Genomic DNA, 24,902 nt, shown 5'->3' with positions numbered 1-24,902 from the left:
CTTTGCCACCATGTCCGCTCAGGGGCGTCAGCTGCCCACGTAACTCCATCAGCATAGACTGAATTTCACCATTCGGCCAAGAGCAGACGTTCGGCGAAGAATTATGTAATGCACCCATCAAGTGCAGCTTTGCTGCGTCCCGTTGGCTGTCTTGTTAGGTCAATTTTTGACACTTTTCCCAACCACCATATTCATTGCGTCAAACTTCCCCCGTTTCTGATGCCCTTTTGAATGATCCCGCACTATTGGCTTACATTGCAAACTATAACTTTACCTGTGTTCGATCGTTTATATGTTGTGGTGAAGCAGGATTTCTTTCCACATTCTTCACACTTCATTGGTACCCAATTCTTCCGGCCGCGTATCGATTTCAGAACTATTGGCTTATTTGTTTTTCTAAAATCATTCATTTTTTAGACCCTTCGGAGCCATTAGGCTGAGTGATTGTCTGCCAAGCTTAACTCGCACATGCGCTAAACAATTTTTTTCTACCGCACACAGCCCCAACTACTGGAAATCCCTTATATTAATTATAAATTTATCGCATAACGAAAATGATCCTAAACCATAAGACCGAAACGTTTTCAGCCTTTAGCAGGACGACCTTTTTAGGCCGAGTCCGACCTCATAAGAATTAAGGATAGTCTAAAGTTCACCTGTCGGCCAAAAGCTGACTTTCAGGTTATGAGCGCGAAGCTTTCCGGAAATTTTTGAACCGTGCAGCGGTGGAAAAATTGTCCGACAACAGCGCATGGTTATGCATTGCCGAACCTCTTGATGCAGTCCTGAATGTATCGAAATATTGTATACACGGCATTTAGTGCCACTGTTGCTTCCGGTTCATCCAAGAGTTCATTTGCGTGTGCTAAGCTGGCCCGGTTACGAAGTGGACAATGCATCAATTGAAGCCGCGAAGGATTGAAGTATTTTAGTAACATCCGACGCTCTCGGTCCATCAGGGGAGAGAGCGGGATGAGATTGGCGCAGCAATTTAAATACTCTCGATAATTAAGCATCATCCTCTACTGGTATTGAGGCGTTGCCACAAAGTTTGATCAGGTAACCGTGCAATGCCGTATGCGCTCTATCTATTGCACTTGAAGCATCAGAATAACCAACTAATGCTTTGGCATCAGCCAGCGCTCTAGAAACGGTTGACTCTGCTGTTTCAATCACAGGATCCGGTGGTGAAATGTGCTCATCAGTGGCCGCCAGTTGGCTATCGATAACTCTAAACGGAACCGAGTGTTTCTCAAGAATATTGTTAACGTATTGGTGTCCGGGAACAGCTACTCCCCAATTTTCTAGCGCCTCACATGCATCACAAAAAGCGGCAATGAATCCAGGTGCATCAGACGCAGCTTTTTCGGCATGATTTTCCAGATTTGATTCAGCCCACGACAGACTGGAGCTGTTGGCGTACTGGTCACCACTTGCAATAGCCAAGAACCCCTTATATTTTTCAATAATCTGTTGGCGACCAATGGTGCTAGATGAGGCCTTTCGAGCAAGACTAATAAAGTCTTGAACCGCTCCCACAGTTAACGGAGTCGTTCCCCCATCGGGAACCGTAACTCTACTGGCATTTCAATTGGCACGGTAGCTCACCCTTTTGCACTGCATAACGCCCACGTAACCGGCCGACTTTGGAGCGCCAGCGGAAAATCGGCCCGTGTTGACGCTGTTGTTAGCTCACCAATGACACCGTTTTTCACTTTTGACCTGTGGATTTCACATCAAAAGCCCTTGGATTTCGACTTGATGCTGTCGAGTTTGGACAACCACTCCACTATCGGTTGCGTAAATTGTCCGTATAGGGTCTCTCGCCATCAATTCACCAGTTTTCACGCCGGCATGCGTGAACCACTGGAGTCGTTTTCCTGTGTGCAACCCAAATCCGACTTGCGTTACAAGTAACCGCCCCTGCTGGAAGACATCGAGAAACGCAGAGAGCTTTGTACTATCTTCTATGATGTAAAGTCGGGTGGGTGTGAGAAAGTAAGTATACCGATCAACATCAACGATCTCGTTCGGGCAGGTCCCGATGTCGTACACCACCTCGGGTCGCCCCTCTCGTGAAACTAGGATGACTTTGCCCGAGTAAGTAGCCAGATAGGCCCCACCGCCGACAACAGCAAAGCTGGCCGCGTAGACCCAATCTTGAGGCACTCCACCGGTCATGGATATCTCAAGCCGAAAGCCCTCCAGCTCCATAACGTAGTCGGGAGCCGCCCGGGCGAAATAAGTAACATCAGACTCTTCGTATCCGAGCGTGTTCGGATCGACACCGGTCAAAATTTCGAACGCAGCGTTCAACGCCTTCATCTTCTCGGTAGCGGCCGGATCGCCAGCATTGCGGTCCGGGTGGTGGGCCTGCGCCAACTTGCGGTACTTTCGCTTGATGTCCGTGGGATCAACGGGTAGGGACAAGCTGAAAAGCCGTAGCGCCTCCTCAACCTCTTGAGCTACCCCGAAGCGCTCGCTGCGTCCCACGACACGCTTCCAACCTTCCTTCAGTGGCATCACGAGCCCCCAGGCTGCTCTGCCGGAGGCCGTGCAGCACCAAGTCTCGTCGGCTAACGTGAAAAGGTACCGATCCCCCTCAGGAGAAACATCCACGGCTCGCACCTGGGATTTGAACTCACCCCAGTAATTCGTGTCGATGGTCCGGAAGTGATCAACTACACGGGAGTCCTCGCGCAGATTTGACTCGGTTACGATGTTCAGCTCTTCGTTGTAGACGTGAAGCAACCCGCTGGAATCCATGATCGCTATACCGGAACCGGCGCCGCCGGTTCCGGTTCGATAGGCATCATGGAGCAGCGCTTTTTCGCCAACAAGGCACCCAAGTCGGTCCATTCTACGAAGTACGCTCTTTACCTCCGATCGGTCCGCACTGGCCCCGGAACGGTCGAGTAACCAAGTCCCTCTTGCATCGATGGCAGCAATAGTGAAGGCAGGATCTGGCCGCTCATCACTGTTCAGCTTTCGCTCGCCTACAAGTTTCCAAGGAGCATCTTCCGATGCTTTAAACAGCGGCAATGATGAAGGGCTTGCGACATCCACCGGTGAGTAGCCATGCTTCTTCCCTGACTTTTCCATCTCTTTCAAGATACGATTAAAGCGACGGCGATCAACGTCCTTCACGTGCTCAGGGACACGCTCGAACATTTCAACAGCTTGCTTTGCCGCCGCCGCTAGCTGCCCAGACTTCATCCGCCGCATAATCAGCTTGGCATATGCCTTGGCTATGACCTCCCCGACTCGTCCTTGCCGCTGTTCTTGAGGTAGGTCACCGGCGAGCTTCACGACCTTGGAGTGTTGGTTCTTGAATCCAGCCTGAAACACAGGGCCAATCGATGGGTCATTGTACTCACGGTGGAACTCGTCGCGACCATCCACCTCCCAGGTAGGCGGTGATGGTGGCAGCGGGACGTACTCGGCTTGGGACCAATCGAGTTCCTTCGGTGGTTCCCGCCTGCCGGATTTTCTATTCGAATCGTGGGCAACACACGTCAAGCCAGTGGATTCTTGGGGATCTGTATCCCTTCCATTTCCGAAAATTTTTGAGAGGAAGCTAAGCATCCGTGATCTCTCTGTTAATGTCATTATTAAGCCAATGCCAAATACATAGAGCAGATAGGTTTTTATTTCCCGTCCGATAATTGGATGTACGTGCCGACCAGTTCCTGCGTGTTATGCCGCACTCCACTCACACCCCGGCCTACTTAAAATTCTAGACATTATGTATAAATCGGCAATATAACACCTATCATCGTGCCGGCTGTATATCACGGAAGTGCGTGCATGCTGCCTTTGCCTGTATGTCCGCTTTGGGCCGGAAGCGGAACTTTGCACTAAGACTTCTCTCGGCTAATTCCAAAGGTAACGTTATCGAAAATCGGCTGCATTTATTTGTCAAAGCACGCTACCGCCCGGGGATGATATCCTTTCCCTGCGACAGCCCTGTCTGCGTTGTACTACCTGTTCCTGTTCTATCGGCGGTCGTCTCGGCAACCTTAACCCGAGCAAACAAAACCCTGTAACAAATTGCAAAGAAAAAGGGCCTACCCTTTGGTAGACCCTTGATCCCGGTCAGCTTAACTGTGTCAGGCGTTCTGCCTAGGCGTGCCTCACTCCCACTCGATCGTCGCAGGCGGCTTGCTGCTGACGTCGTAGGTCACGCGCGATACGCCGCTGATCTCGTTGATGATGCGGTTGGAGACGGTTTCCAGCAGCTCATACGGTAGATGTGCCCATCTTGCGGTCATGAAGTCGATGGTTTCCACGGCGCGCAGGGCGATGACCCATTCATAGCGGCGGCCGTCGCCGACCACGCCGACGGACTTGACCGGCAGGAACACGGCGAAGGCCTGGCTGGTCTTGTGGTACCAGTCAGCGTTGTGCAGTTCTTCGATGAAGATGGCGTCGGCTTCGCGCAGGATGTCGGCGTACTCCTTCTTCACTTCTCCGAGAATGCGCACGCCCAGGCCCGGCCCCGGGAAGGGGTGGCGATAGACCATGTCGTAGGGCAGGCCGAGCTCGACGCCAAGCTTGCGTACCTCGTCCTTGAACAGTTCGCGCAGCGGTTCGACCAGCTTGAGCTTCATGGTTTCGGGCAGGCCGCCGACGTTGTGGTGCGACTTGATCACGTGGGCCTTGCCGGTCTTGCTGGCGGCAGATTCAATCACGTCGGGGTAGATGGTGCCCTGGGCGAGGAAGTCGACGCCCTCGATCTTGCTCGCCTCATCGTCGAACACCTCGATGAAGGTATTGCCGATGATCTTGCGCTTGGCTTCCGGGTCGTTCTCACCTTCCAGCTTGCCGAGGAACAGCGCTTCGGCGTCGACGCGGATCACCTTCACGCCCATGTGGCGGGCGAAGGTCTCCATCACCTGCTCGCCTTCGTTCTTGCGCAGCAGGCCGTTGTCGACGAACACGCAGGTGAGCTGATCGCCGATCGCCTTGTGCAGCAGTGCCGCCACCACCGAGGAGTCGACGCCGCCGGAGAGGCCGAGCAGCACGTGGCGCTCGCCGACCTGGTCGCGCACGCGGGCGATCTGGTCCTCGATGATCTTGGCCGGGGTCCACAGCTTCTCGGCACCACAGATGCCGACCACGAACTGCTCGAGGATGCGCTGGCCCTGCAAGGTGTGAGTCACCTCGGGGTGGAACTGCACGCCGTAGAAGCGCTTCTCGGCCCAGCTCATGGCGGCGATGTGGCAGCTCGGGGTGGAGGCGGTCACGGTGAAGGTGTCCGGCGCGCGGGCGACCTTGTCGCCGTGGCTCATCCACACGTCGAGCAGCGCCTTGCCGTCGTGGCCCACATGGTCCTTGATGTCGCGGAACATGTCGTCGCCTTCGTCGATCGTGACCTGGGCATAACCGAACTCATGCTTGTTGGAGCCCTCCACGGCGCCGCCGAGCTGCTCGGCCATGGTCTGCATGCCGTAGCAGATGCCCAGCACCGGCAAGCCCAGCTCGAACACGCACTGCGGCGCCCGCGGCGAGCCTTCGGCGACGGTCGATTCCGGCCCGCCGGAGAGGATGATGCCGTTGGGGTTGTACTCGCGGATCTCCTCTTCGGTGATATCGAAGGCGCGAACCTCGGAGTAGACGCCGATCTCGCGCACGCGGCGGGCAATGAGCTGGGTGTACTGGGAGCCGAAGTCGAGGATCAGGATCTTGTGGGCGTGAATATCGGTCATGAAAGCGTCTCGTTAGGGCCGCGAAACAGGCCGCGTGGGAATCGAAAAGCGAGCGGCGGGGCTATGCCCGCCGCCATTCATCAAGCTTGGTGATCAACCCACCCGGTAGTTCGGGGCTTCCTTGGTGATCTGCACGTCATGTACGTGGGATTCGGCGAAGCCGGCGCCGGTGATCTGCACGAACTGCGGCTTGGTGCGCATCTCCTGGATGTCGCGGCAGCCGGTGTAGCCCATGGAGGCGCGCAGGCCGCCCATCAGCTGATGGACGATGGCGCTCATCATGCCCTTGTAGGGAACGCGGCCTTCGATGCCTTCCGGCACCAGCTTCTCGGCGCCTTCGCTCTTGTCCTGGAAGTAGCGGTCGCTGGAGCCCTGGCTCTGGGACATGGCGCCCATCGAGCCCATGCCGCGGTAGGCCTTGTAGGTGCGCCCCTGGTAGAGCTCGACCTCGCCCGGTGCCTCTTCGGTGCCAGCCAGCAGGCCGCCGATCATCACCGTGCTGGCGCCGGCGGCAATCGCCTTGGCCAGGTCGCCGGAGAAGCGCACGCCACCATCGGCGATCAGCGGGATGTCGAACGCCTTGAGCGCTTCGGCCACGTTGGCCACCGCGCTGATCTGCGGCACGCCGACGCCGGCGACGATGCGCGTGGTGCAGATCGAGCCGGGGCCGATGCCCACCTTGACCGCGTCGGCACCCGCCTCGGCCAGCGCCACGGCGGCGTCGGCGGTGGCGATGTTGCCACCGATCACCTGCACCTCGGGGAAGTGCTCCTTGACCCAGCGCACGCGGTCGATCACGCCCTGGGAGTGGCCATGGGCGGTATCGACGATGATCACATCGACGCCGGCCTCGGCCAGGGCGGCCACCCGCTCGGGGGTTTCCGGGCCGGTGCCCACCGCGGCGCCGACCAGCAGGCGGCCATCGGCATCCTTGGCGGCGAACGGGTAGGTACGCGCCTTCTCGATGTCGCGCACCGTGACCAGGCCGTGTAGGCGGAAGGCGTCATCGACGATCAGGATCTTCTCGATGCGGTTCTCCTGCAGCTTGACCTTGATGTCGTCGAGCGGAGTGCCGACCGGCACGGTGACCAGCTTCTCGCGCGGGGTCATGATTGCCTCGACGCTGTCGCTGTAGTCGGGCTGGAAGCGCATGTCGCGGCCGGTGACGATGCCCACCAGGGTCTCGCCCTCCACCACCGGGAAGCCGGAGTAGCCATACTCGTCGGCCATCGCCAGCAGGTCCTGCAGCTTGGCCTTGGGTCCCACGGTCACCGGGTCCTTGACGATCACGCTCTCGTGCTTCTTGACCTTGCGCACCTCGGCGGCCTGTCCGGCGATGGTCATGTTCTTGTGGATGATGCCGATCCCGCCCTCCTGGGCCATGGCGATCGCCAGGCGCGCCTCGGTCACGGTATCCATGGCGGCGGAGACGAGCGGGATATTGAGTTCGAGATTGCGGGTCAGGCGGGACTTGAGGCTGACATCCTTGGGCAGGACATTCGAGTAGCCGGGAACGAGTAATACGTCATCGAACGTAAGCGCTTCTTGGGCCATACGTAACATAGCGGCAACACCCATTTGAGCAGATGGGAAGACGGGGCGTGGAGGAGTTAATCGACCATTATAGCGCTCCGCCCGCCCCTGCTTCAATGAAGGGCGGGCTTGGCTGAAGTGGTAGACTTGCCAAGACTTGCCTTGCCACTTACCGGAGCCGCCATGCCCACCGTCAGCGATGCCCTCTCCGTCAGCGAACTCAATCGCCGCGCCCGGCTGATGCTGGAGAGCGGCTTCGGCGACTGCTGGGTGGAGGGCGAGCTCTCCGGGGTGTCGCGCCCGGCCTCGGGGCACGTCTACTTCACACTCAAGGACGATCGCGCCCAGCTGCGCTGCGCGCTGTTTCGCAACCGAGCGCGCTTCGTCGCAACGCCCATGCAGGATGGTGACCGCGTCAAGCTGCGTGGGCGCGTCTCGCTGTTCGAGCCGCGCGGCGATTTCCAGATGATCGTGGAGGCCGTGCAGCCGGCCGGCGCCGGCGACCTGCTCGCCGCGCTGGAGCGTCTCAAGCAGCAGCTTACCGCCCAGGGGGTGTTCGCCAACGCCCGCGCCCTGCCGCGCCCGCCACGCCAGCTGCTGGTGATGACCTCACCCAGTGGAGCGGCGATTCGCGACGTGCTGGCGGTGCTCGCGGCACGCTGGCCGCTGGCCCGCGTCAGCGTGGTGCCGGTGCCGGTGCAGGGGCGCGAGGCGGCGTCGGCGATGATCCGGGCGCTGGGGATGATCAATCGGCATGTCGGCGAACAGGGGCGCTTCGACCCGGCCCAGGATGCGCTGCTGATCACCCGCGGCGGCGGTAGCCTCGAGGACCTGTGGGCGTTCAACGACGAGCATCTGGCAAGGGCGGTGTTTCACTCGCGGCTGCCGGTGATGTCGGCGGTGGGCCATGAGGTCGACACCAGCCTGGTCGATTTCGCCGCCGATACCCGCGCGCCCACCCCCTCTGCCGCCGCCGAGCAGCTGGTGCCGGACCGCCGCGAGCTGGTGCAGCGCCTGGCGGCCTCGCTGCAGCGGCTGGCGCACTGCCAGCGGGTACGCCTCGAGCGGGAGGCCCAGCGCCTCGATCACCTGCGGGCGCGGCTGCGCCACCCTGGCGAGCGCCTTGCCCAGCAGCGCCGGCAGCTCGAGCAGCTCGAGGCACGCCTGCAGCGCGCCATGTACCAGCAATTGAGCGCGCGGCGCCAGCAGCAGCGTCATCTCCAGCAACGGCTCTCCACCTTCGACCCGGCAAGCCAGCTGCGCCTTGCCCAGCAGCGCCATGAGCAGGTCAGCCAACGCCTGCAGGCGGTCATGCCGCGTCTACTCGCCACGCGCCGCGCCGAGCTTTCCGGCGTGGTGCGGGAGTTGAATGCGGTCAGCCCGCTGGCGGTGTTGGGGCGCGGCTATGCGATTCTCGAGGATGAGCAGAGGCAGGTGGTACGCCACGCGGCCGACACTCGACCGGGGCAGCTTCTCACCGCCCGTCTGGGCGAGGGGCGGCTGACGCTGGAAGTGAAGCGGCGGCTGTCGCGCTAGGTGGACACCATCAGAAGTCGCTGACCATCTCGGCGCCCGGCTTGAAGGCGCTCGGCTCGAGCTCATGGCGATTGAGCAGCTTGTAGAAATCGGTGCGGTTGCGTCCGGCGATGCGCGCGGCCTGGGTCACATTGCCTTCGGTGATCTTGAGCACCTTGATCAGATAGCTGCGCTCGAAGGTGGCGCGCGCCTCGTTGAACGAAGGCAGCGCATTCTCCTCCGCTGCCAGCGCCTGGGAGACCAGCGCCTCGGGAATGATCGGCGAGCTGGTCAGCGCCACGCACTGCTCGACCACATTGACCAGCTGACGCACGTTGCCCGGCCAGGCGCTGGAGGCAAGCAGGTTGAGCGCCTCCGACGAGAAGCCCTTGACGAAGGGCTTGTGGCGCGCCGCCGCCTGGGTCACGAGGTACTTGGCCAGCAGCGGCACGTCCTCGGCACGCTCCTTGAGCGCCGGCAGCTTGAGGTTGACCACGTTGAGACGGTAGTAGAGATCCTCGCGGAAATCCCCGTCGCGCATGGCGCGGTCGAGATCGCGGTGGGTGGCGGAGATGATGCGCACGTCGATATCCACCGAGACGGTGGAGCCGAGCGGACGGATCTGGCGCTCCTGGATCGCGCGCAGCAGCTTGACCTGCAGCGGCAGTGGCATGTCACCGATCTCGTCGAGGAACAGGGTGCCGCCATTGGCGGCCTGGAATAGCCCTTGGTGCTGGCTGACCGCGCCGGTGAAGGCGCCCTTGGCGTGGCCGAAGAGCTCGCTTTCGAGCAGCTGCTCGGGCAGTGCGCCGCAGTTGATGGCAATGAAGGGATTATTGGCGCGTGGACTGGCCTGATGAATGGCGTTGGCCAGCAGCTCCTTGCCCGACCCCGATGCTCCGGTGATCAGCACGCTGACATCGGCCCCGGCCACCATCCTTGCCTGCTCGAGGATGCGCTCCATCTGCGGGCTGCGGGTGATGATCGCCGCGCGCCAGGCGTCGTCACCATCGCTTGAGGAGCCGGGCGCCTGGGACAGCGCCTCGTCGATGGCGGCGAACAGCTCGTCGCGATCCACCGGCTTGGTGAGAAAGCTGAATACGCCCTGGCGAGTGGCGCTCACCGCATCGGGAATCGAGCCGTGGGCGGTGAGGATGATCACTGGCAGGCCCGGCGTGCGGCGCTGGATCTCGTGGAACAACTCAAGGCCGTCCATCTGATCCATGCGCAGGTCGGAGAGCACCAGATCCGGGCGCGTTTCGCTCAGGCGGGTCAGCGCCTGACGGCCGCTTTCGGCAGTGCTGACGCGATAGCCACGGCTCTCCAGGCGCATGCCGAGTAGCTTGAGCAGGCTGACATCATCATCCACCAGCAGGATATGGGCTGCTTGCTTCACAATTACACTCCCTTGAATCGCAAGATAAAGCAGGCGTCAGGGGGATAGCTGACGCAGATTGATGCTCTGCTCGATATCGGTCAACGCTTCGAGCTTTTCGCTCAACGCGGCGTTCTCTTCACTGGCGGCGCGGCGCTGCGATTCGCTGCGCTCCAGCCGCTCGGACATGCCGCGACGCCCTTCCACTTCGTTCAGCCAATAGCGCAGCAGGGGCTGCAAGTCGCTGGGGGCGGCATGGATATCCTCGCGCAGCAGCTCGGCGGCCTGATTCCACTGTCGCTCCGTGCCCCACGCCAGCAGCACGGCACGATTGAGCCGTGCCTGGGCGGTGGGACTGTCGACTCGCTCAAGCATCTCATCACGCCACTCGCGGTTGCCGCGCTGCGAGGCAAGCCCAAAAGCGACCCAGGCGTCGACCAGGCAGGTACTCTCCACCAGAGTGGGAATCTCTTCATTGCACTCCGTGGGCAGCTCCGAGTTGGCATTGGGTGCCTCGATGTGCGCAGTCGGCATCATTTCGCAGCCAACCAGTGCCACTGCAATCAACAGCGGCGACAGCATTCGATAGTTCATGATCAATGGTTCCTTGCGTCGTCGCTTACCGCCTCTCTCGGTAGAGGTAGCGCCGTTGTATTTTCATGTGTGTTATCCAGGCTCTGCTGGGCCCAAGGCAGCGTAAGACGGAAACAGACCGGCAGACTGTCCTGATCGACCAGTTCGAGCTTGCCATGTTGCGCCCGGGCGCAGTCGGCGGCCACCGACAGGCCGATTCCCGATCCCTTCAATGGTCCCTTGCGCTGCGCGCGCCCTTGGTAGAAGGCTTCGAACAGACGAGGACGGTCCTGCTCGGCGATGGGCTCACCGCTATTGGCCACTTCGATCTCAAGCGACCTGCCGCGCTTGCGCGCGCGGATCTCCAGGCGCCCGCCATCCTCGCCGTAGGCCACGGCATTGGAGAGCAGGTTGTCGAGTATTCGCCCAGTCGTAATGCGATCGGCACGCCACTCTAGCGGCACATCGAACCAATTGACGCGCATGCCCTTGTGCTCCAGGGTCAGCTGATGCTTGGCCAGCAGCTCCTTGACCACCTCTGCCACGTCGAAGGTTTCACTGCTGCTGGTTCGCTGGTGCTGCTGCAGATTATAGTCGAGCAGCTGTTCGATCAGTGTCTGCAATTCGCGGCCGCTGGCATCGATCAACTCGAGTATCTCGCGCTGGCGCGGCGTGATCTCGCCTGCCACACCATCGTTGAGCAGGGCTGTGCCTTCGCGCACGCTGGCCAGCGGTGTCTTGAGCTCATGGGACATATGACGCAGGAATTGCCGCTTCTGTTCCTCGAGCTCGCCAAGACGCAGCGAGAGCCAATCCAGCCGATCGCCAAGGCTGACCAGTTCCGCCGGCCCCTGGATAACCTGCGCCGTCTTCGCCTTGCCCTCGCTACCCAACCCTAGGATACGCCGTTCGAGCTGGCGAATCGGACGGATGATCAGCCAGGTGAAGAGCAGCATCAGCGCCAGGCTTGCCGAGACCAGAGCAGCGGTCTGCAGCCAAAGTCGCGTCTGGACGTTGCTGGCCTGCTCACTGATCGCTTCGATGCGCGTGTCGATATGGCGATTGGTGGCCCGGCGCATGGCCTCGGTACGTGCCGCAAAAGAGGCGAAGACGGGCAGTGCCTCGCGAAACTCTTCGAGGGACAGATCGGGCAACTGGCGCACCTCTTCGAGCTGGTCGGCCAGCGCCAGTACATCGGGGTCCTCCGGCAGCAAGCGAGTATGCTGGCGAAGCAGAATACCGAACTCCCTGGCACGCTCGGTATAGATGTCGAGCAGCCCTTCCTGCTCCACCACCGCGTACTGCCTGGCACTGCGCTCCATCTCAAGCGCGAGGCTCGAGAGCGTACGCGCACGCCGCGTCTCCTCCACCGCCTGTCTGGCGCTGACATCGGCCAGGCGCGTAAGCTCCGCGAGCGCCTGACCGGCCTGAAACATCAGCACGCCAAGCGGCAGCATCACGGCCATGAAGGCCAGCAACACCAGCTGCAGCAGTGAGCGAGGGCGCCAGCGACGCGAGACCTGAGTGGTCATGACGAGTGTTCTATGTAAGAGAAAAAATGGCAGAGTCATACTGCTTATCACTGAGAATAACAGATAATCGACGTTGACGACGCTCACCTACATCAACTGCCTTTGCACACTCAACAGACACGCAAAAAAGAGGGCCGGCAGAGCCGGCCCAAGGTACGCAGGGAACTGAAGGGGGTAGAGATCTCAATAGGTCGCAAGCCTGGCCCAACGATCTGTCGCAATCTCCGGCGAGCCCGAGGGCTCTGAAGCCGTGCCAAACAAGCCGTACCACCAGGGACTTGCCCGCACTCGGGTGGCGCACCACCCGGCTCCGTACTACGATATCGCTGTCGCACAGCGCTATCCTGAATTCGATCCCCCGAAGGGGATGAGGCATCCTTGCCAGGGCATCCTTGCCCGTAGGTGCACTTCCATGCGTGTCGGCGGCACCAAGTCTCATCGCAACCTAAGTCACACATCGCGTGGAGCAGACGTAGACCCAACCTAGCGAGGGATCTGTCCAGGGTTGCGATAGCGCCCTAGCCGGTTAGGTCGAGAAGTTGATCGAGCCGTGTTGATCAACTTCTCTTGCTCACATTCTATATAGTGCGAAAGCCATGCCAATAAACCTATTTTATAAATAAAAACAATTGTTTGAGAATGGCATATTGAAGCAAATAGGCAGACCTTGAAGAAAACCGCTGGAAAAGGGCTAGAAAGAAAGAAAATGTGTCTCCAATTACCAACATGGAAACACTGTTATTTTTAAAACCCAATAATAACAATGATTTATTAGTATCTTTTTGGCGACACATCACCGCTCAGCGTCGAGAATGTGTCTCTTTTCAGCAGACACTCAGCTCAAGGGTTTCAATAGGACTTTCGATTTACGCGCGTGATTGTAAGCATCGCGCTTGAGCGTGGGCAGGTCGGCAAGCTCCGCCAGACGGAAACCATGTTCGTAGAACCAGTGCGTGGTATGGGTGGTCAGGGCGAACAGGCTCTCAAGCCCCCGGCGGCGTGCATGGCGCTCCACTTCGGCCAGCAACAGCTCGCCCCGCGCCCCACGCCGATAGTCGTCGTGCACCGCCACGCAGGCAAGCTCGCCCATTCCGGCATCGCTGAAGACATGCAGTGCGGCGCAGCCGATGATCATGCCATCGCGCTCGATGACCAGATAGTCGTCAATTTCATGCTCGAGCCGATCCCGTGAACGGGGCACCAGCATGCCGTTGCTCTCCAGTGGCTCAAGCAGCTCCAGCAGACCGGCAATATCGGAAAGCTCCGCGGCGCGCAGTTGCTCGTAGCGGTGCTGGGTGATCATGGTACCCACCCCATCGCGGGTGAACAGCTCGCCGAGCAGCGCATCGTGGTCATGCCAGGAGAGCAGGTGAGTACGGGCCACGCCGCTGCGTGCCGCACCGCATGCTGCGGCGAGATGCCGATCGAGCTCGCTGCCGGGGTCGGTCTGTCGCCTGAGCGGCTCAGCCTCGCCAGGCGTCAGCTGCCGTTGAAGCGCACCGCTCTGATCATGCAGGCCAATCGCCTCGCCGAGCAGGATCAGCTTGTCCGCCTTGAGCGCCACGGCCGCCTGCTGGGCAACCTCCGAGGCATCCAGATCGAACACTTCACCGGTACTCGAAAAGCCCAGCGGGGGCAGCAGCACCAGTGCGCCCTTCTCGATCAGCGCCTGGATGGAGCTGGCGCGCACGCGGCGCACCTCGCCGCTGTGCTCGAAGTCGACCCCTTCACGCACCCCAAGCGGCTTGGCCATCACCAGATTTCCGGAGATGGCGGTCAGCTCCACGCCGTGCAGCGGCGTATTGGGGAGCCCTAGCGATAACCTCGCCTCGAGCCACAGACGCTGTTCGGCGGCGATACGCTCGACACAGGCCATGATCGCGTCGGTGGCGACCCAATGCCCAGCGTACCGACGGGGCTCGATCCCCGCCGCCTCCAGGGCCGCCGTCACCTGGGGGCGAATGCCGAAGGCCACCACCAGGCGCACACCCAGCGTGTGCAGCAGCGCCAGATCCTGAATCAACTGCTCGCCGCGGCCATCCTCCATGGCCTCGCCCTCGATCAGGATCACGAAGGTGCGGCCGCGATGCGCATTGATATAGGGCGATGAGTTACGGAACGAGTCGACGAAGGGAAAACGAGTGTTCAAGAGCCGCGCTCCGGCGCAGGGTGAATGAGCGTTACTGCCAAAGACTATAACAGAGGCCAAAAAAAGGCGGCACCACTCTCGTGGCGCCCGCCTTCCACTCACTGCCTTCAGGCTTGCCGCTTAGCCGAAGATGCCCTTGAACATGAAGAAGAACATGATCGCCAGTCCCGCACCGGCAGGCAGCGTGATCAACCAGGACATGACGATGGTGACGATCACACGCAGATTGAGGGCCGCCATGCCGCGCGCAAGCCCCACCCCCAACACGGCCCCGACCAAGGTGTGGGTAGTAGAGATGGGCAGCCCAGTGCCCGATGCCAGTACCACGGTGGTGGCAGCGGCAAGCGTCGCGGCGAAGCCGCGGCTGGGGGTCAGTTCGGTGATGCCGGTGCCCACGGTGGCGATCACCTTGTGTCCGTAGGTGACCAGGCCGAAGACGATACCGCCGCCGCCCAACACCAGCACCCACCAAGGCACCAACGCTGCCGCGTCGATCGCGCCATCGCTCTGTACCACGCTGATCACTGCGGCCAGCGGCCCCACTGCGTTGGCCACGTCGTTGGAGCCATGGGCGAAGGCCATGGCACAGGCGGTGAACAGCATCAGCACGCCGAACACCCGCTCCACCCCACCGAAGCCGAATTGATCCTCGGAGGGCTTGCCCGGGTTGATGCGGTTCTCGAGCACGATGCCAAGCCCCGTGATCGCCAGGCCAATCACCACCGAGATGATGAAACTCTGGCCGAAGGTGAAGTCCAGCCCGACATGGGTGAGCCCCTTGGTCAGGGTCACCATGGCGACGATGAAGCCGACCAGGAAGATATAACCCGGCACGTAGCGCTTCGCCGCGGCGAAGGGGTCGCGATTCTCGAAGATCAGGTGCTGCACCGACTTGAACAGCATGAAGGCGATGGAGCCGGCCAGCAGCGGCGAGATCAGCCAGCTCGAGGCGATCGTTCCCACCCGCCCCCAGGCCACCGCCTCCATGCCCAGGCCCACCGCACCGAAGCCGACGATGGCGCCGACGATGGAGTGGGTGGTGGAGACCGGCCAGCCCTTGCTCGAGGCGACCAGCAGCCAGATCGCCGCGGCCAGCAGCGCCGAAAGCATGCCATACACCAGCAGTTCAGGATTTTGCGCCAGCAGCGCGGGGTCGACGATACCGCCGCGAATGGTGGCGGTGACCTCTCCTCCCGCCAGCCAGGCCCCCAGGAATTCGAAGATCACGGCGATGACGATCGCCTGCTTGATGGTGATCGCCTTGGAACCCACCGAGGTGCCCATGGCGTTGGCGACATCGTTGGCCCCCACCCCCCAGGCCATGAAGAAACCGAAGGCACAGGCCAGGATGATGAAGATTTCACCGTGTTGCGCAATGATCGACATAGGTTTTCGATCCTATGTAGGTGTCGAGGACAAAGGAGATCGGGACGTGCGGGAAGACGACGTGTCAGCGAGCCGTCAATATCTGCAGTCGGCTACCCACGCGCTCGGCGCGGTCGGAGAGTTCGCCGATCCAGTCGATGATCTTGTAGAGAAAGATCACGTCCACGGGGGGCAGCTGGCTCTCCAGCGCAAACAGCTGGCGGCGGATCTCGACCTGCTGGTTGTCGGTCTGGTGCTCCAGCTCGTGCAGGTCGCGGATCAGATTCTGCATGACGTCGGAGACATTGCGGCCGAAGCCTGACTCGAGCAGCTCCTTGAGCTCACCTAGCGCCTTGCGCGCCTGGGCGACGGAGGCGACGGAGGTCACGAGGTACTCGCGCATCGGCTGGGCAAGCTCGCTTGGCATCTGCATGCGGCGACCCAGCATGATGCCGGTGATGTCACGCGCCTTGTTGGCGATCTTGTCCTGCACGCTGATCAGGTCGAGCAGATCGGAGCGCGACACCGGCAGGAACAAGGTATTGGGGAGGTTGAGACGCAGCTCGGTCTTGAGCTCATCGGCGTCGTGCTCGAGCTGGGTGATGGCTTCACGGTGACGGGAGGCAGCCTCCCAATCGCCGTCGAGCGCGGCATCGAAGAATGGCAACAGCTCATCGGCACACTCATTGACCTTGACGATATGCGCAAGCAAGGGCTGGAATGGCGAGCGGCCAAACATCGCGGAGAACGGATTAGGTGTAACCATGGAAACGATGCGCTTTGGAAATGGCGGCGTCAGTATAGTGACTGCAGCTCCCAGCGTCATGAAAATTTAACACTCTCTCATTCAAGGGCGCATGGATCATGTCGCAGGAAATCGAATTGAAACTGGCACTTGGCGCCGTGGACTCCGAGCGTCTCGGCCGCCACCCCCGGCTTGCCACCCTCGTGCCGCAGGCAATCGAGTTGCGCAACACCTACTTCGATACCCCCCAGGGCGACCTGGAGCGCGCCCGCGTGGCCCTGCGCATTCGCGAGAAACGCAGGCAGGGTGCAACGGACCTGCAGCGACTCCAGACCTTGAAGACCAGCGGGCGGGGCAGCGGTGGCCTGTCGATTCGCGGCGAGTGGGAGTGGCCCATTGCGGGGGCGGAACTCGACCTGGTCGGCCTTGCCGCACTGCCGCCGATGCAAGATGTCGATGCATCCCTCCTCGACGCCCTCACCCCGCGCTTTCGTACCGATTTTCGCCGCCTGGCCTGGCAGCTGGAGATGCACGGCAGCCGCATCGAGCTGGCGCTCGATATCGGCGAGATCATCGCCGGTGAGCGCCGCGCGCAGATCCGCGAGCTGGAACTCGAGCTGCAGGAGGGAGAGGTCGCTCATCTGTGGCAGCTGGCACTGGAGCTTGCCGAGTGGCTTCCCCTGCGCCCGGCCAGCGCCAGCAAGGCCGCCCGCGGCACGGCACTGGTCGACTGCCGCTGGACGCTGCCCGAGGCGTGCGTGTCGCGTGCCGACTGCCTCGAACGGGCCACCTCCGCACTCGATGCCTTCTATGACAGTGGCGCTGCCCACTTCGCGGCGGTGGCGCACGAAGCGCTGGCACGCCTGGCAGCGCTGGGCGATGATCGGCTGAGCACGCAGCTGCATACGTTTCTCGCCGCCCCAGGTGACGGCGACAGGCTCACCACCGAGCTCGGCCAGACCCTGGTCGCGCTTGCCCGTGACCTTCATGCCGCCCAAGCTTGACCGCCCAGGAGACTGCCTGTGTCACTACTGAAGCCCGGCGGAGAGGGCCTGCGCACGCGCCTTTTCCAGATCATCTTCGAGTCGGACACGCCGCTGGCCAAGAGTTTCGATATCGCCCTGATCGTGGTGATCCTGGCCAGCGTGGCGGTGGTGATGCTCGAGAGCGTGCCGGCCTGGCAGCGCGAGTATGGGGAGCTGTTGACGATTCTCGAGTGGACATTCACGCTGCTCTTCACTCTCGAGATCGCCGTACGCCTCTACTGCCTCGAGCGCCCCTGGCTCTACCTCAAGAGTTTCTACGGCATCATCGACCTGCTGGCGATCCTGCCGACCTGGCTGGTGCTGCTGGTTCCCGGCGCCCAGACGCTGCTGGTGGTGCGCATCCTGCGGGTATTGCGCATCTTCCGCATTCTGCGCCTGATGCAGTTCGTGGGAGAGGGCCGGCTGCTAGTGGAAGCGCTGAAGAACAGTACCGACCAGATCCTGCTGTTCCTGTTCACCGTGTTCATTCTGGTGACGATATTCGGCTCGGTGGTCTACATGATCGAGCCCATGGAAGCCGGCTTCACCAGCATCCCTAAGGCGATCTACTGGGGCATCGTGACCCTGACCACGGTCGGCTACGGCGATATCGTGCCGACCACGGCACTGGGCCAGGCGATTTCGATGATAGTCATGCTGCTCGGCTACTCGATCATTGCCGTGCCCACCGGGGTCTTCTCCGCCGAGGTGATCCGCTCGATTCGCGCCGATCGCTACTCCGACGAAGCCTGCCCGGGCTGCGGTCACGACCGCCACGAGAAGCGCGCCCGATACTGCCTGCGCTGCGGCACCTGGCTCGACGAGACTACAGACGATCCTGCGGAGCATTCACACGCTAGCGGTCATGAGCACTAACTGGCGTTTCTTCTTCCACGAGATACTGTTATCGACGATTTATCACTCTCTCCCATAAGCACGCATTGGAATAAGGCTTTTTGTTAGGATGACCACAACCTCATTTTTTGGCGTGGCCTCGTAGCGTGCTCTTGGAGATATGACAATACGATGCTCGAACAAACCTTGATACAGATGTTGCTACTGCTGGGCGCAACCGTTTTTATCGTACTGATCTTTCAGCGATTGCGTATTCCCCCGAGCCTTGGCTATCTGCTGGTAGGCGTCATCCTTGGCTCGCATACTGCCGGACCCGTGCTACCTGACGAAAATATTCGTGTCATCGCTGAATTCGGCATCGTTTTTCTGCTGTTTACCATTGGCCTGAGTTTCTCGATAAAGCAGATATACGCGCTTCGTCATACGATTCTGGGACTAGGGTCAGCTCAGGTCGCTCTCACTACCGCCGTCATCGCCCTGCTTGCCTGGAGATTAGGAACGCCGGCAGCGGCAGCATTCGTGATAGGCGCCGTATTCGCACAGTCTTCAACCACGATCATCACCAAGCAACTGATGGAGCAAGGGGAGAGCCAGACTCGCCATGGGCGGCTCGGCACCACAGTTTCGGTATTTCAAGACATAACGGCCGTTCCCTTCGTTGTCGTCATTCCTGTCTTGGGTGTGGCGGCAGCCAATGAAGTCGCCAGCGCCTTGGGGTTTGCGCTATTCAAGGCTGCTTTGGCCTTTGCCGTCGTTATGGTGTCGGGTCGCTACTTGCTAAAACCTCTGTTTCACCTGGTTGCGGAAAGGCGCTCAGCGGAGCTTTTCACCCTGACGGTACTTTTCGTTTCCTTGGTAGCAGCCTGGACTACCAATACATTGGGGCTGTCCATGGCATTCGGTGCGTTTCTTGCCGGAATGGTTCTGGGAGAAACCGAGTTCCGTCATCAGGTAGAATCGACCATTCGACCTTTCCGCGATGTACTGCTCGGCCTGTTCTTCGTCAGCATCGGCATGCTGGTGGACCCGATGCTGATTCCCGACATCTGGCTGGAAGCATTGTTGGGTGCTCTCGCCCTGCTGGGCATCAAGCTCCTGCTGGTGACAGTGATCGTCAAGTATTCCGGCATAGATCTCTATACAGCCTTTCGCACGGGCATGTTGCTTGCTGTTGGAGGGGAGTTCGGTTTCGCCCTGCTCGCCATTGGCCTAGAGGCAGCGGTCATTACCCCCTACCCTGCCCAAATCGTTCTGACTGCAGTGCTCTTCTCCATGATCCTGGCTCCCTTCCTGATTCGCTACAATCAACCGATAGCAGCCAAGCTGTTCAGTACGATACCCAACCGCCCCTCCAATGAGGCGAACTCTCAACGTCTTACTGAACAGCAGGACCTTAAACGACATGTCGTGATATGTGGTTATGGTCGTACCGGCCAAGTCGTCAGTCGCTTCCTCGAAAGCGAGAATATCGATTTCGTGGCGCTGGACATGGATCCGGCAATCGTCAAGGAGGCGCGCCTGGCTGGCCAACCTGTCTATTATGGCGACTCATCAGATCCGACCATTCTCGAGACAGCAGGTGTCGAACGTGCAGCGCTCTTGATCGTCAGCCATGACGATCGACCTGCCGCGCTAAAGTCCCTGCATCATGCCCGCTTGCTGAATCCCGCACTATCCATCGTGGTCCGCACTCGGGATGAGAGTAGCGTGGACGAATTACGCAAGGCCGGGGCCACGGAAGTCATCCCCGAAACATTGGAAACGGGCATGATCATCGTCTCCCATTCGCTGCTCGCGTTGAGCGTGCCGCAATACAAGATCACTCAATATCTCCAGGAGCAGCGAACCAGCCGTTACCCGATGTTGAAGGAGCTGTTCCGAGGGGATCACGACGCCCTCAACACGGAAGATGAAAAGGCCGAACGCCTTCACTCCATTGTCATGCACGAAGGCAGCCCCGTGTTGGAAGAAGAGTTGGGCGCCCTTGACCTGGAAGATGATCAAGTGATGGTAACGGCGCTCGTAAGAAATGACAGGCGCCAACGCTACCCAGACAAGCGTACCCGGATTATGGCGGGGGACGTGCTGGTGATGCTGGGCGCACCGGAGGATCTGAAGAGAGTGGAACGACGGCTGACGGGCAGTGAGCCGGCTTAACGACCTGCTTTGGACTTCTCCAGTGCCCTGATATGTTCGCTCAAGCCCATGGCATTGATAGCATCCCACTCAAGCGCGACACCGGCCATTGCCGGTTGATACGCATCAAGCAATCCGCTGCAGGCCCCATACAATCAGCGGAACGGCGTCAGGTCGCCACGTCCTTCACGCACAATCACCGGCGGCAGTTCGCGCAGGTCGATGACGCTGGTGGGTTCGAGGTGGCAGGCGCCGCCGTCGATGATCAGGTCCAGGTGCGCATCGTAGCGCTCGCGAATCTCCTCGGGGTCGGTCAGTGGCAGCTCCTCGCCCACCGGAATCAGCGTCACGCTCATCAGCGGCTCACCCAGGGCATCGAGCAGGGCACGGGTGATCGGGTGGTCGGGCACACGCACACCGATCGAGCGCCGCTTGGGATGCAGCAGCAGGCGCGGCACCTCGGTGGTGGCGACCAGGATGAAGGTGTAGGGGCCTGGCGTATGTGCCTTGAGCAGCCGGAAGACGATATTGTCGACCTTGGCGTAAGTGCCGATCTCGGAGAGATCCGAGCACATCAGCGTGAAGTTGTGCTTGTCGTCCAGCGAGCGCAGCCACTTGATCTTCTCGATCGCCTTCTTGTCGCCCAGGTGGCAGCCGAGGGCGTAGCCGGAGTCGGTGGGGTAGGCGATCACGCCGCCCTGGCGGATGATCTTCACCGCCTGGTCGATCAGACGCTTCTGCGGGTTGTCGGGATGCAGCTGTAAGAACAGGGTCATGGCGAATCCTTGCGGTAATGGTTCCTCGGTTCAGCTTAACCAGCGAACCCCTGCTTAGCCATCCAACGCGGCATCGCCGGCAAAGGCGGCGAGATGGGGGTGCTGCCATACCGGCTTGACTGCGGCACGCGGTACCGGACTAAGGCTGCCGGGCGCCAGCGGCCCGCCGGGGAAATGGAAGTCGCTGCCGAGTGAGGCATAGAGACTGCGCTCGGCGAGCTGGCGGGCCAGGTCGCGGGTCACATCCTGGTTCTGGAAGCCGCTCACCAGTTCTGCCGCCTCGCCCCCCGCCGCCTGAAAATCGTCGAGTAGCAGGCCGCGCTTGCGCCGCGTCATGCCGTAACGCAGCGGATGTGCCAGCACGGCCACGCCGCCGGCATCGCGAATCCACTCCACAGCCGTGGACAGGAACGGCCAGTGGGCCTTGATGTCGCCAAGCTTGCCGCTGCCCAGATACTTCTTGAACGCCTCGGCCATGTCCTTGACGATGCCCGCCTCGACCAGCGCCCGGGCGAAATCGGGTCGGCCAAGCGGCCGGTCGCTGCCGGCCTGGGCCCGCGCATGCGCCAGCGCATCGTCGAGCCCTACCGTTTCCAGGCGACGGGCGATCTCCTCGCCGCGCTCGATACGCGCCAGGGCCTGCGCCTCGAGCCCGGTCACCAGCAAACCCCGGGCGCCTTGGGGCAACAGCCCCACCACATGGATATTGACGCCTCGCCACTGTGTCGAGAGTTCGGTTCCCGCAATGAAGCGGATACCCAATGGCGCCGCGGCGGCTTGCGCCTCGGCGACCCCGGCCACGGTGTCGTGGTCGGTGAGCGACATGTGGGTCAGGCCGCGGCGATGGCAGAGCGCCACCAGCTCGGTGGGCGACAGGGCACCATCGGAGGCGGTGGAGTGCATGTGCAGATCGAGGCCTGTCACCTCGTCGATGGCATTAGGCAGAGCGGGTATGGGCATGACGCCGACAGGCTTCTTTGTCAAAATGGGAGCACCATGGTGCGCGCCCGCCGCGCCACGGTCAATTAGCCGAGGGTCAATCAACCAAGTGGCGGATAAGGAAAACATGACGATGCTCTATGCGATTATCAGTGAAGACGTGAAGGACAGCCTCGAGCGCCGCATGGCGGCCCGACCCGATCACCTGGCACGCCTGGAGAAACTGCGCGACCAAGGCAGGCTCGTGCTGGCCGGTCCTCACCCGGCGGTCGATGCCGAAAACCCCGGCGATGCAGGCTTCAGCGGCAGCCTGGTGGTCGCCGAGTTCGATGACATACAGGCTGCCCGGAGTTGGGCCGATGCCGATCCCTACATGATCGCAGGTGTCTACGCCAAGGTGGCGGTCAAGCCGTTCAAGAAGGTCTTTCCGTAACGCCCCACCACTTGGCACAGCCTCTCGCGTCGCCGCCTGGTTTTCCACAGGGCGTTACCCACAGAGGCTGTGGAAAAGACTGTTAACAGGGCGCGGACGCATCGTGCAAGCGCAGACAAGCTGCCGCCCAGCGTCAATCGCCTACTTTTTGATCACCTGTGAAGCGGAGCCGCCGGTGCCCCCTTGCGAAAATCGTAGCGCCAGCCTGCCCCCCCTCACCGCAATGGAAGAGGCTCGCCTCGACTGGGCGCGTGACGACGCCGATCTCGAGTCGCCGCGCTCCACTACCTTCGATGATCTTTACTTCTCGCGCCAGAGCGGCCGCGCCGAGAGCGAGCACGTCTTCATCGCCGCCAACGACCTGCCCAGGCGGCTTGCCGAGTGGCGCGAGTCGCGCCCCTTCGTGATCGGCGAGACGGGGTTCGGCACCGGGCTCAACATGCTCTGCGCCTGGGCCAGCTTCGATGCCCACGCCCCCCCCGGCGCCCGCCTGCACCTGGTCTCCACCGAGAAGCACCCGCTGAGCCGTGATGATCTGGCCCGCGCCCTGCGCGCCTGGCCCGATCTCGCCGAGCGGGCGCAGCGGCTGGTATCGCAATGGCCAGCGCCGGTGGCGGGCGTGCATCGCCTATGGTTGGACCGACGCGTCACGCTGGACCTGCACTTCGGCGACAGCGTCGAGCGGCTCGCGCGGCTGGAGGGGCGTGTCGATGCCTGGTTCCTCGATGGCTTCGCCCCGTCGAAGAATCCCGAGATGTGGCAGCCGTCGCTGTTCGAGGCAATGGCGGCGCACAGCCGTGCCGGTGCCACCTTCGCCACCTTCACCTGTGCCGGCATCGTCAAGCGCGGACTCAAGGCGGCCGGCTTCAGCTGGCGCAAGGTGCCGGGCTTCGGGCGTAAGCGCGAAATGCTCACAGGCGAGATCGTCACCCCGCCCGCCGGACACAGCCGCCGGCTCACCCCCTGGTTTTGTCCGCCTCCTGCGCTGCCCGTGCGACACGTGGCGGTGATCGGTGCAGGGCTTGCCGGCACCACCACCGCCCAAGCGCTGGCGCGGCGTGGCTTGCAGGTGACACTCATCGACCGCGAAGCCCCTGGCGCAGGTGGCTCGGGCAATGGCCAGGGAGCGCTCTATGTGAAGCTCTCCGCCGACACCAACCTGCAGAGCCGCGTCTATCTTGCCGGGCTGCTGCATAGCCGCCGCTGGCTTGCCGAGCTCGACCCGACGCGCCGGCTGTGGGACGACTGCGGCGTCATGCAGCTGGCCACGAGCGAGCGCGAAGCGAAGCGCCAGCAGCGCTTTGCGGACAATCACGCCCTACCAAGCGAGGTGGTCGAACACGTCGCGGCCGAGACGGCCGATGCACGTAGCGGCCTGCCCGAAGCGTTGGCGCCGCGCATGCCCGCGCTGGATTACCCAAGCGCTGGCTGGGTCCGACCAAAGGCAGTATGCGAGCAGCTGTCCAAGCTTGACGGCATCCATTTTCACCGGGCGGACGTGGTAGCGCTTGAGCGCTGTACCACGGGTTGGACGCTGACGATGGCCGATGGCCACACGCTCACAGCCGACCAAGTCGTGATTGCCAACGCCGCACTGGCCAACCGCTTCACCCAAACGGCCGGTTTGCCACTGCAGCCGATTCGCGGCCAGGTGAGCACGCTTGCCCTATCACCCGGTATCGCCGAGCGCCTCCCGGCGCCCAAGCGAGTGATCTGCGCGGGCGGCTATCTGCCTCCCCCGCTCGATGGCGCCCTCACCTTCGGCGCCACCTTCGCACCCAACGACAGCGACACCGCGCTGCGCGACAGCGACCATACGGCCAATCTCGCCGAGCTCAAGCGCACCTTGCCGGGTTACGCCGAGGCGCTTGACCAGGCGCTGCGCGATACACACCGCGCGCTTTCCCCCGCGCAGCTTGGTGGCCGCGCCGCGGTGCGTGCGGCAAGCCCCGACAAGACACCCTATGCAGGCCCGCTGCCGGATGCCGAGCGCTGGAAGCGCGACTATGCCGTGCTGGCCCGGGACGCGCGCCGCGTGCCGGCCACTCCCGGGGCTCATCATGCCGGGCTGTGGATCAGTGCCGCCCATGGCTCGCGTGGGCTTGCCAGTGCGCCGCTATGCGCCGAGCTGCTTGCCTCGCGGATCTGCGACGAGCCGCTACCGCTGGAGCGCGAGCTGGTCGATCACCTGCACCCCGGCCGGCGGCTGATCAGCGATATCGTGCGCGGCACGGCAGGGTAGG

General features: G+C 61.6%; 19 protein-coding genes. 6 read left to right on the top strand and 13 right to left on the bottom strand.

The features are described 5' to 3' along the window. Positions 1-755: 755 nt before the first annotated feature. The 5 genes from HJD22_RS18040 to guaB form a co-directional block, all read right to left on the bottom strand. Positions 756-899, bottom strand: coding sequence for an abortive infection family protein (locus HJD22_RS18040; RefSeq protein ID WP_367947664.1), 144 nt, complete (start codon positions 897-899; stop codon positions 756-758). Positions 900-1,008: 109 nt separating this feature from the next. Next, on the bottom strand, positions 1,009-1,539 hold the full coding sequence (locus HJD22_RS00680; protein WP_208654867.1) for a hypothetical protein: 531 nt from the start codon (positions 1,537-1,539) through the stop codon (positions 1,009-1,011). A 192-nt stretch (positions 1,540-1,731) separates the two neighbouring features. Next, a complete protein-coding gene (locus tag HJD22_RS00675; protein WP_208654868.1) occupies positions 1,732-3,585 on the bottom strand; it encodes a J domain-containing protein in 1,854 nt (617 codons plus the stop codon). 548 nt (positions 3,586-4,133) lie between these two features. Then, a complete protein-coding gene (gene guaA, locus HJD22_RS00670) occupies positions 4,134-5,708 on the bottom strand; it encodes a glutamine-hydrolyzing GMP synthase (RefSeq protein ID WP_208654869.1) in 1,575 nt (524 codons plus the stop codon). A gap of 93 nt (positions 5,709-5,801) precedes the next feature. Further along, positions 5,802-7,271 carry an IMP dehydrogenase gene (gene guaB, locus HJD22_RS00665; protein WP_208654870.1) on the bottom strand — a complete coding sequence of 490 codons (1,470 nt, stop codon included), beginning with the start codon at positions 7,269-7,271 and terminating at the stop codon, positions 5,802-5,804. A 153-nt stretch (positions 7,272-7,424) separates the two neighbouring features. On the opposite strand from guaB, the gene xseA reads away from it, so the two are divergent. Beyond that, positions 7,425-8,777: an exodeoxyribonuclease VII large subunit gene (gene xseA, locus HJD22_RS00660; RefSeq protein ID WP_208654871.1), complete on the top strand. Its 1,353-nt coding sequence runs from the start codon at positions 7,425-7,427 to the stop codon at positions 8,775-8,777. Between the two features lie 10 nt (positions 8,778-8,787). Here the strand turns inward: xseA and glrR are convergent, their stop codons facing one another. The 6 genes from glrR to HJD22_RS00630 all read right to left on the bottom strand — a co-directional run bounded on the left by glrR (position 8,788) and on the right by HJD22_RS00630 (position 16,516). Beyond that, positions 8,788-10,155, bottom strand: coding sequence for a two-component system response regulator GlrR (gene glrR / locus HJD22_RS00655; RefSeq protein WP_208656808.1), 1,368 nt, complete (start codon positions 10,153-10,155; stop codon positions 8,788-8,790). A gap of 33 nt (positions 10,156-10,188) precedes the next feature. After that, entirely contained in the window at positions 10,189-10,725 is a 537-nt protein-coding gene (locus HJD22_RS00650) for a hypothetical protein (protein ID WP_208654872.1), read from the bottom strand. Positions 10,726-10,727: 2 nt separating this feature from the next. Next, entirely contained in the window at positions 10,728-12,236 is a 1,509-nt protein-coding gene (locus tag HJD22_RS00645; RefSeq protein ID WP_208654873.1) for a HAMP domain-containing sensor histidine kinase, read from the bottom strand. An 835-nt stretch (positions 12,237-13,071) separates the two neighbouring features. After that, entirely contained in the window at positions 13,072-14,385 is a 1,314-nt protein-coding gene (gene argA / locus HJD22_RS00640; RefSeq protein ID WP_208654874.1) for an amino-acid N-acetyltransferase, read from the bottom strand. Positions 14,386-14,505: 120 nt separating this feature from the next. After that, the gene (locus tag HJD22_RS00635; RefSeq protein WP_208654875.1) at positions 14,506-15,771 is read right to left on the bottom strand and encodes an inorganic phosphate transporter; all 1,266 of its coding nucleotides are present in this window, start codon (positions 15,769-15,771) and stop codon (positions 14,506-14,508) included. A gap of 64 nt (positions 15,772-15,835) precedes the next feature. Further along, complete coding sequence (locus HJD22_RS00630) at positions 15,836-16,516, bottom strand: TIGR00153 family protein (RefSeq protein ID WP_208654876.1); 681 nt, start codon at positions 16,514-16,516, stop codon at positions 15,836-15,838. 116 nt (positions 16,517-16,632) lie between these two features. Here HJD22_RS00630 and HJD22_RS00625 point away from each other — a divergent pair, with 116 nt between their 5' ends. The 3 genes from HJD22_RS00625 (at position 16,633) to HJD22_RS00615 (ending at position 20,532) form a co-directional block, all read left to right on the top strand. After that, positions 16,633-17,499 carry a CYTH domain-containing protein gene (locus HJD22_RS00625; protein ID WP_254280828.1) on the top strand — a complete coding sequence of 289 codons (867 nt, stop codon included), beginning with the start codon at positions 16,633-16,635 and terminating at the stop codon, positions 17,497-17,499. A gap of 18 nt (positions 17,500-17,517) precedes the next feature. Beyond that, positions 17,518-18,396, top strand: a complete 879-nt coding sequence (locus HJD22_RS00620) for an ion transporter (RefSeq protein WP_208654878.1) — start codon at positions 17,518-17,520, stop codon at positions 18,394-18,396. Positions 18,397-18,546: 150 nt separating this feature from the next. Next, positions 18,547-20,532, top strand: a complete 1,986-nt coding sequence (locus tag HJD22_RS00615; protein ID WP_208654879.1) for a monovalent cation:proton antiporter family protein — start codon at positions 18,547-18,549, stop codon at positions 20,530-20,532. A gap of 134 nt (positions 20,533-20,666) precedes the next feature. Here the strand turns inward: HJD22_RS00615 and HJD22_RS00610 are convergent, their stop codons facing one another. Next, positions 20,667-21,287, bottom strand: a complete 621-nt coding sequence (locus HJD22_RS00610; protein WP_208654880.1) for an L-threonylcarbamoyladenylate synthase — start codon at positions 21,285-21,287, stop codon at positions 20,667-20,669. A gap of 54 nt (positions 21,288-21,341) precedes the next feature. Beyond that, positions 21,342-22,247, bottom strand: a complete 906-nt coding sequence (locus tag HJD22_RS00605; protein ID WP_208654881.1) for a PHP domain-containing protein — start codon at positions 22,245-22,247, stop codon at positions 21,342-21,344. A gap of 112 nt (positions 22,248-22,359) precedes the next feature. On the opposite strand from HJD22_RS00605, the gene HJD22_RS00600 reads away from it, so the two are divergent. Both HJD22_RS00600 and mnmC read left to right on the top strand, forming a co-directional pair. Then, a complete protein-coding gene (locus HJD22_RS00600) occupies positions 22,360-22,659 on the top strand; it encodes a YciI family protein (RefSeq protein ID WP_208654882.1) in 300 nt (99 codons plus the stop codon). A 223-nt stretch (positions 22,660-22,882) separates the two neighbouring features. Next, positions 22,883-24,901 carry a bifunctional tRNA (5-methylaminomethyl-2-thiouridine)(34)-methyltransferase MnmD/FAD-dependent 5-carboxymethylaminomethyl-2-thiouridine(34) oxidoreductase MnmC gene (gene mnmC / locus HJD22_RS00595; RefSeq protein ID WP_208656809.1) on the top strand — a complete coding sequence of 673 codons (2,019 nt, stop codon included), beginning with the start codon at positions 22,883-22,885 and terminating at the stop codon, positions 24,899-24,901. The last annotated feature ends 1 nt before the right edge of the window (position 24,902 follow it).

It is taken from the genome of Halomonas sp. TA22, assembly GCF_013009075.1.
Lineage (GTDB): Bacteria > Pseudomonadota > Gammaproteobacteria > Pseudomonadales > Halomonadaceae > TA22.
This window is presented reverse-complemented; position numbering and strand designations above follow the sequence as displayed.

Bases quoted from the DNA above. Each gene is read 5' to 3' on its own strand.
- HJD22_RS00600 (WP_208654882.1), top strand. From the start codon at position 22,360: ATGCTCTATGCGATTATCAGTGAAGACGTGAAGGACAGCCTCGAGCGC.
- mnmC (WP_208656809.1), top strand. From the start codon at position 22,883: ATGGAAGAGGCTCGCCTCGACTGGGCGCGTGACGACGCCGATCTCGAG.
- HJD22_RS00675 (WP_208654868.1), bottom strand. From the start codon at position 3,585: ATGCTTAGCTTCCTCTCAAAAATTTTCGGAAATGGAAGGGATACAGAT.
- HJD22_RS00650 (WP_208654872.1), bottom strand. From the start codon at position 10,725: ATGAACTATCGAATGCTGTCGCCGCTGTTGATTGCAGTGGCACTGGTT.
- HJD22_RS00635 (WP_208654875.1), bottom strand. From the start codon at position 15,771: ATGTCGATCATTGCGCAACACGGTGAAATCTTCATCATCCTGGCCTGT.
- HJD22_RS00605 (WP_208654881.1), bottom strand. From the start codon at position 22,247: ATGCCCATACCCGCTCTGCCTAATGCCATCGACGAGGTGACAGGCCTC.
- guaA (WP_208654869.1), bottom strand. From the start codon at position 5,708: ATGACCGATATTCACGCCCACAAGATCCTGATCCTCGACTTCGGCTCC.
- guaB (WP_208654870.1), bottom strand. From the start codon at position 7,271: ATGTTACGTATGGCCCAAGAAGCGCTTACGTTCGATGACGTATTACTC.
- HJD22_RS18040 (WP_367947664.1), bottom strand. From the start codon at position 899: ATGCATTGTCCACTTCGTAACCGGGCCAGCTTAGCACACGCAAATGAA.
- xseA (WP_208654871.1), top strand. From the start codon at position 7,425: ATGCCCACCGTCAGCGATGCCCTCTCCGTCAGCGAACTCAATCGCCGC.
- HJD22_RS00630 (WP_208654876.1), bottom strand. From the start codon at position 16,516: ATGGTTACACCTAATCCGTTCTCCGCGATGTTTGGCCGCTCGCCATTC.
- HJD22_RS00615 (WP_208654879.1), top strand. From the start codon at position 18,547: ATGCTCGAACAAACCTTGATACAGATGTTGCTACTGCTGGGCGCAACC.
- HJD22_RS00645 (WP_208654873.1), bottom strand. From the start codon at position 12,236: ATGACCACTCAGGTCTCGCGTCGCTGGCGCCCTCGCTCACTGCTGCAG.
- HJD22_RS00610 (WP_208654880.1), bottom strand. From the start codon at position 21,287: ATGACCCTGTTCTTACAGCTGCATCCCGACAACCCGCAGAAGCGTCTG.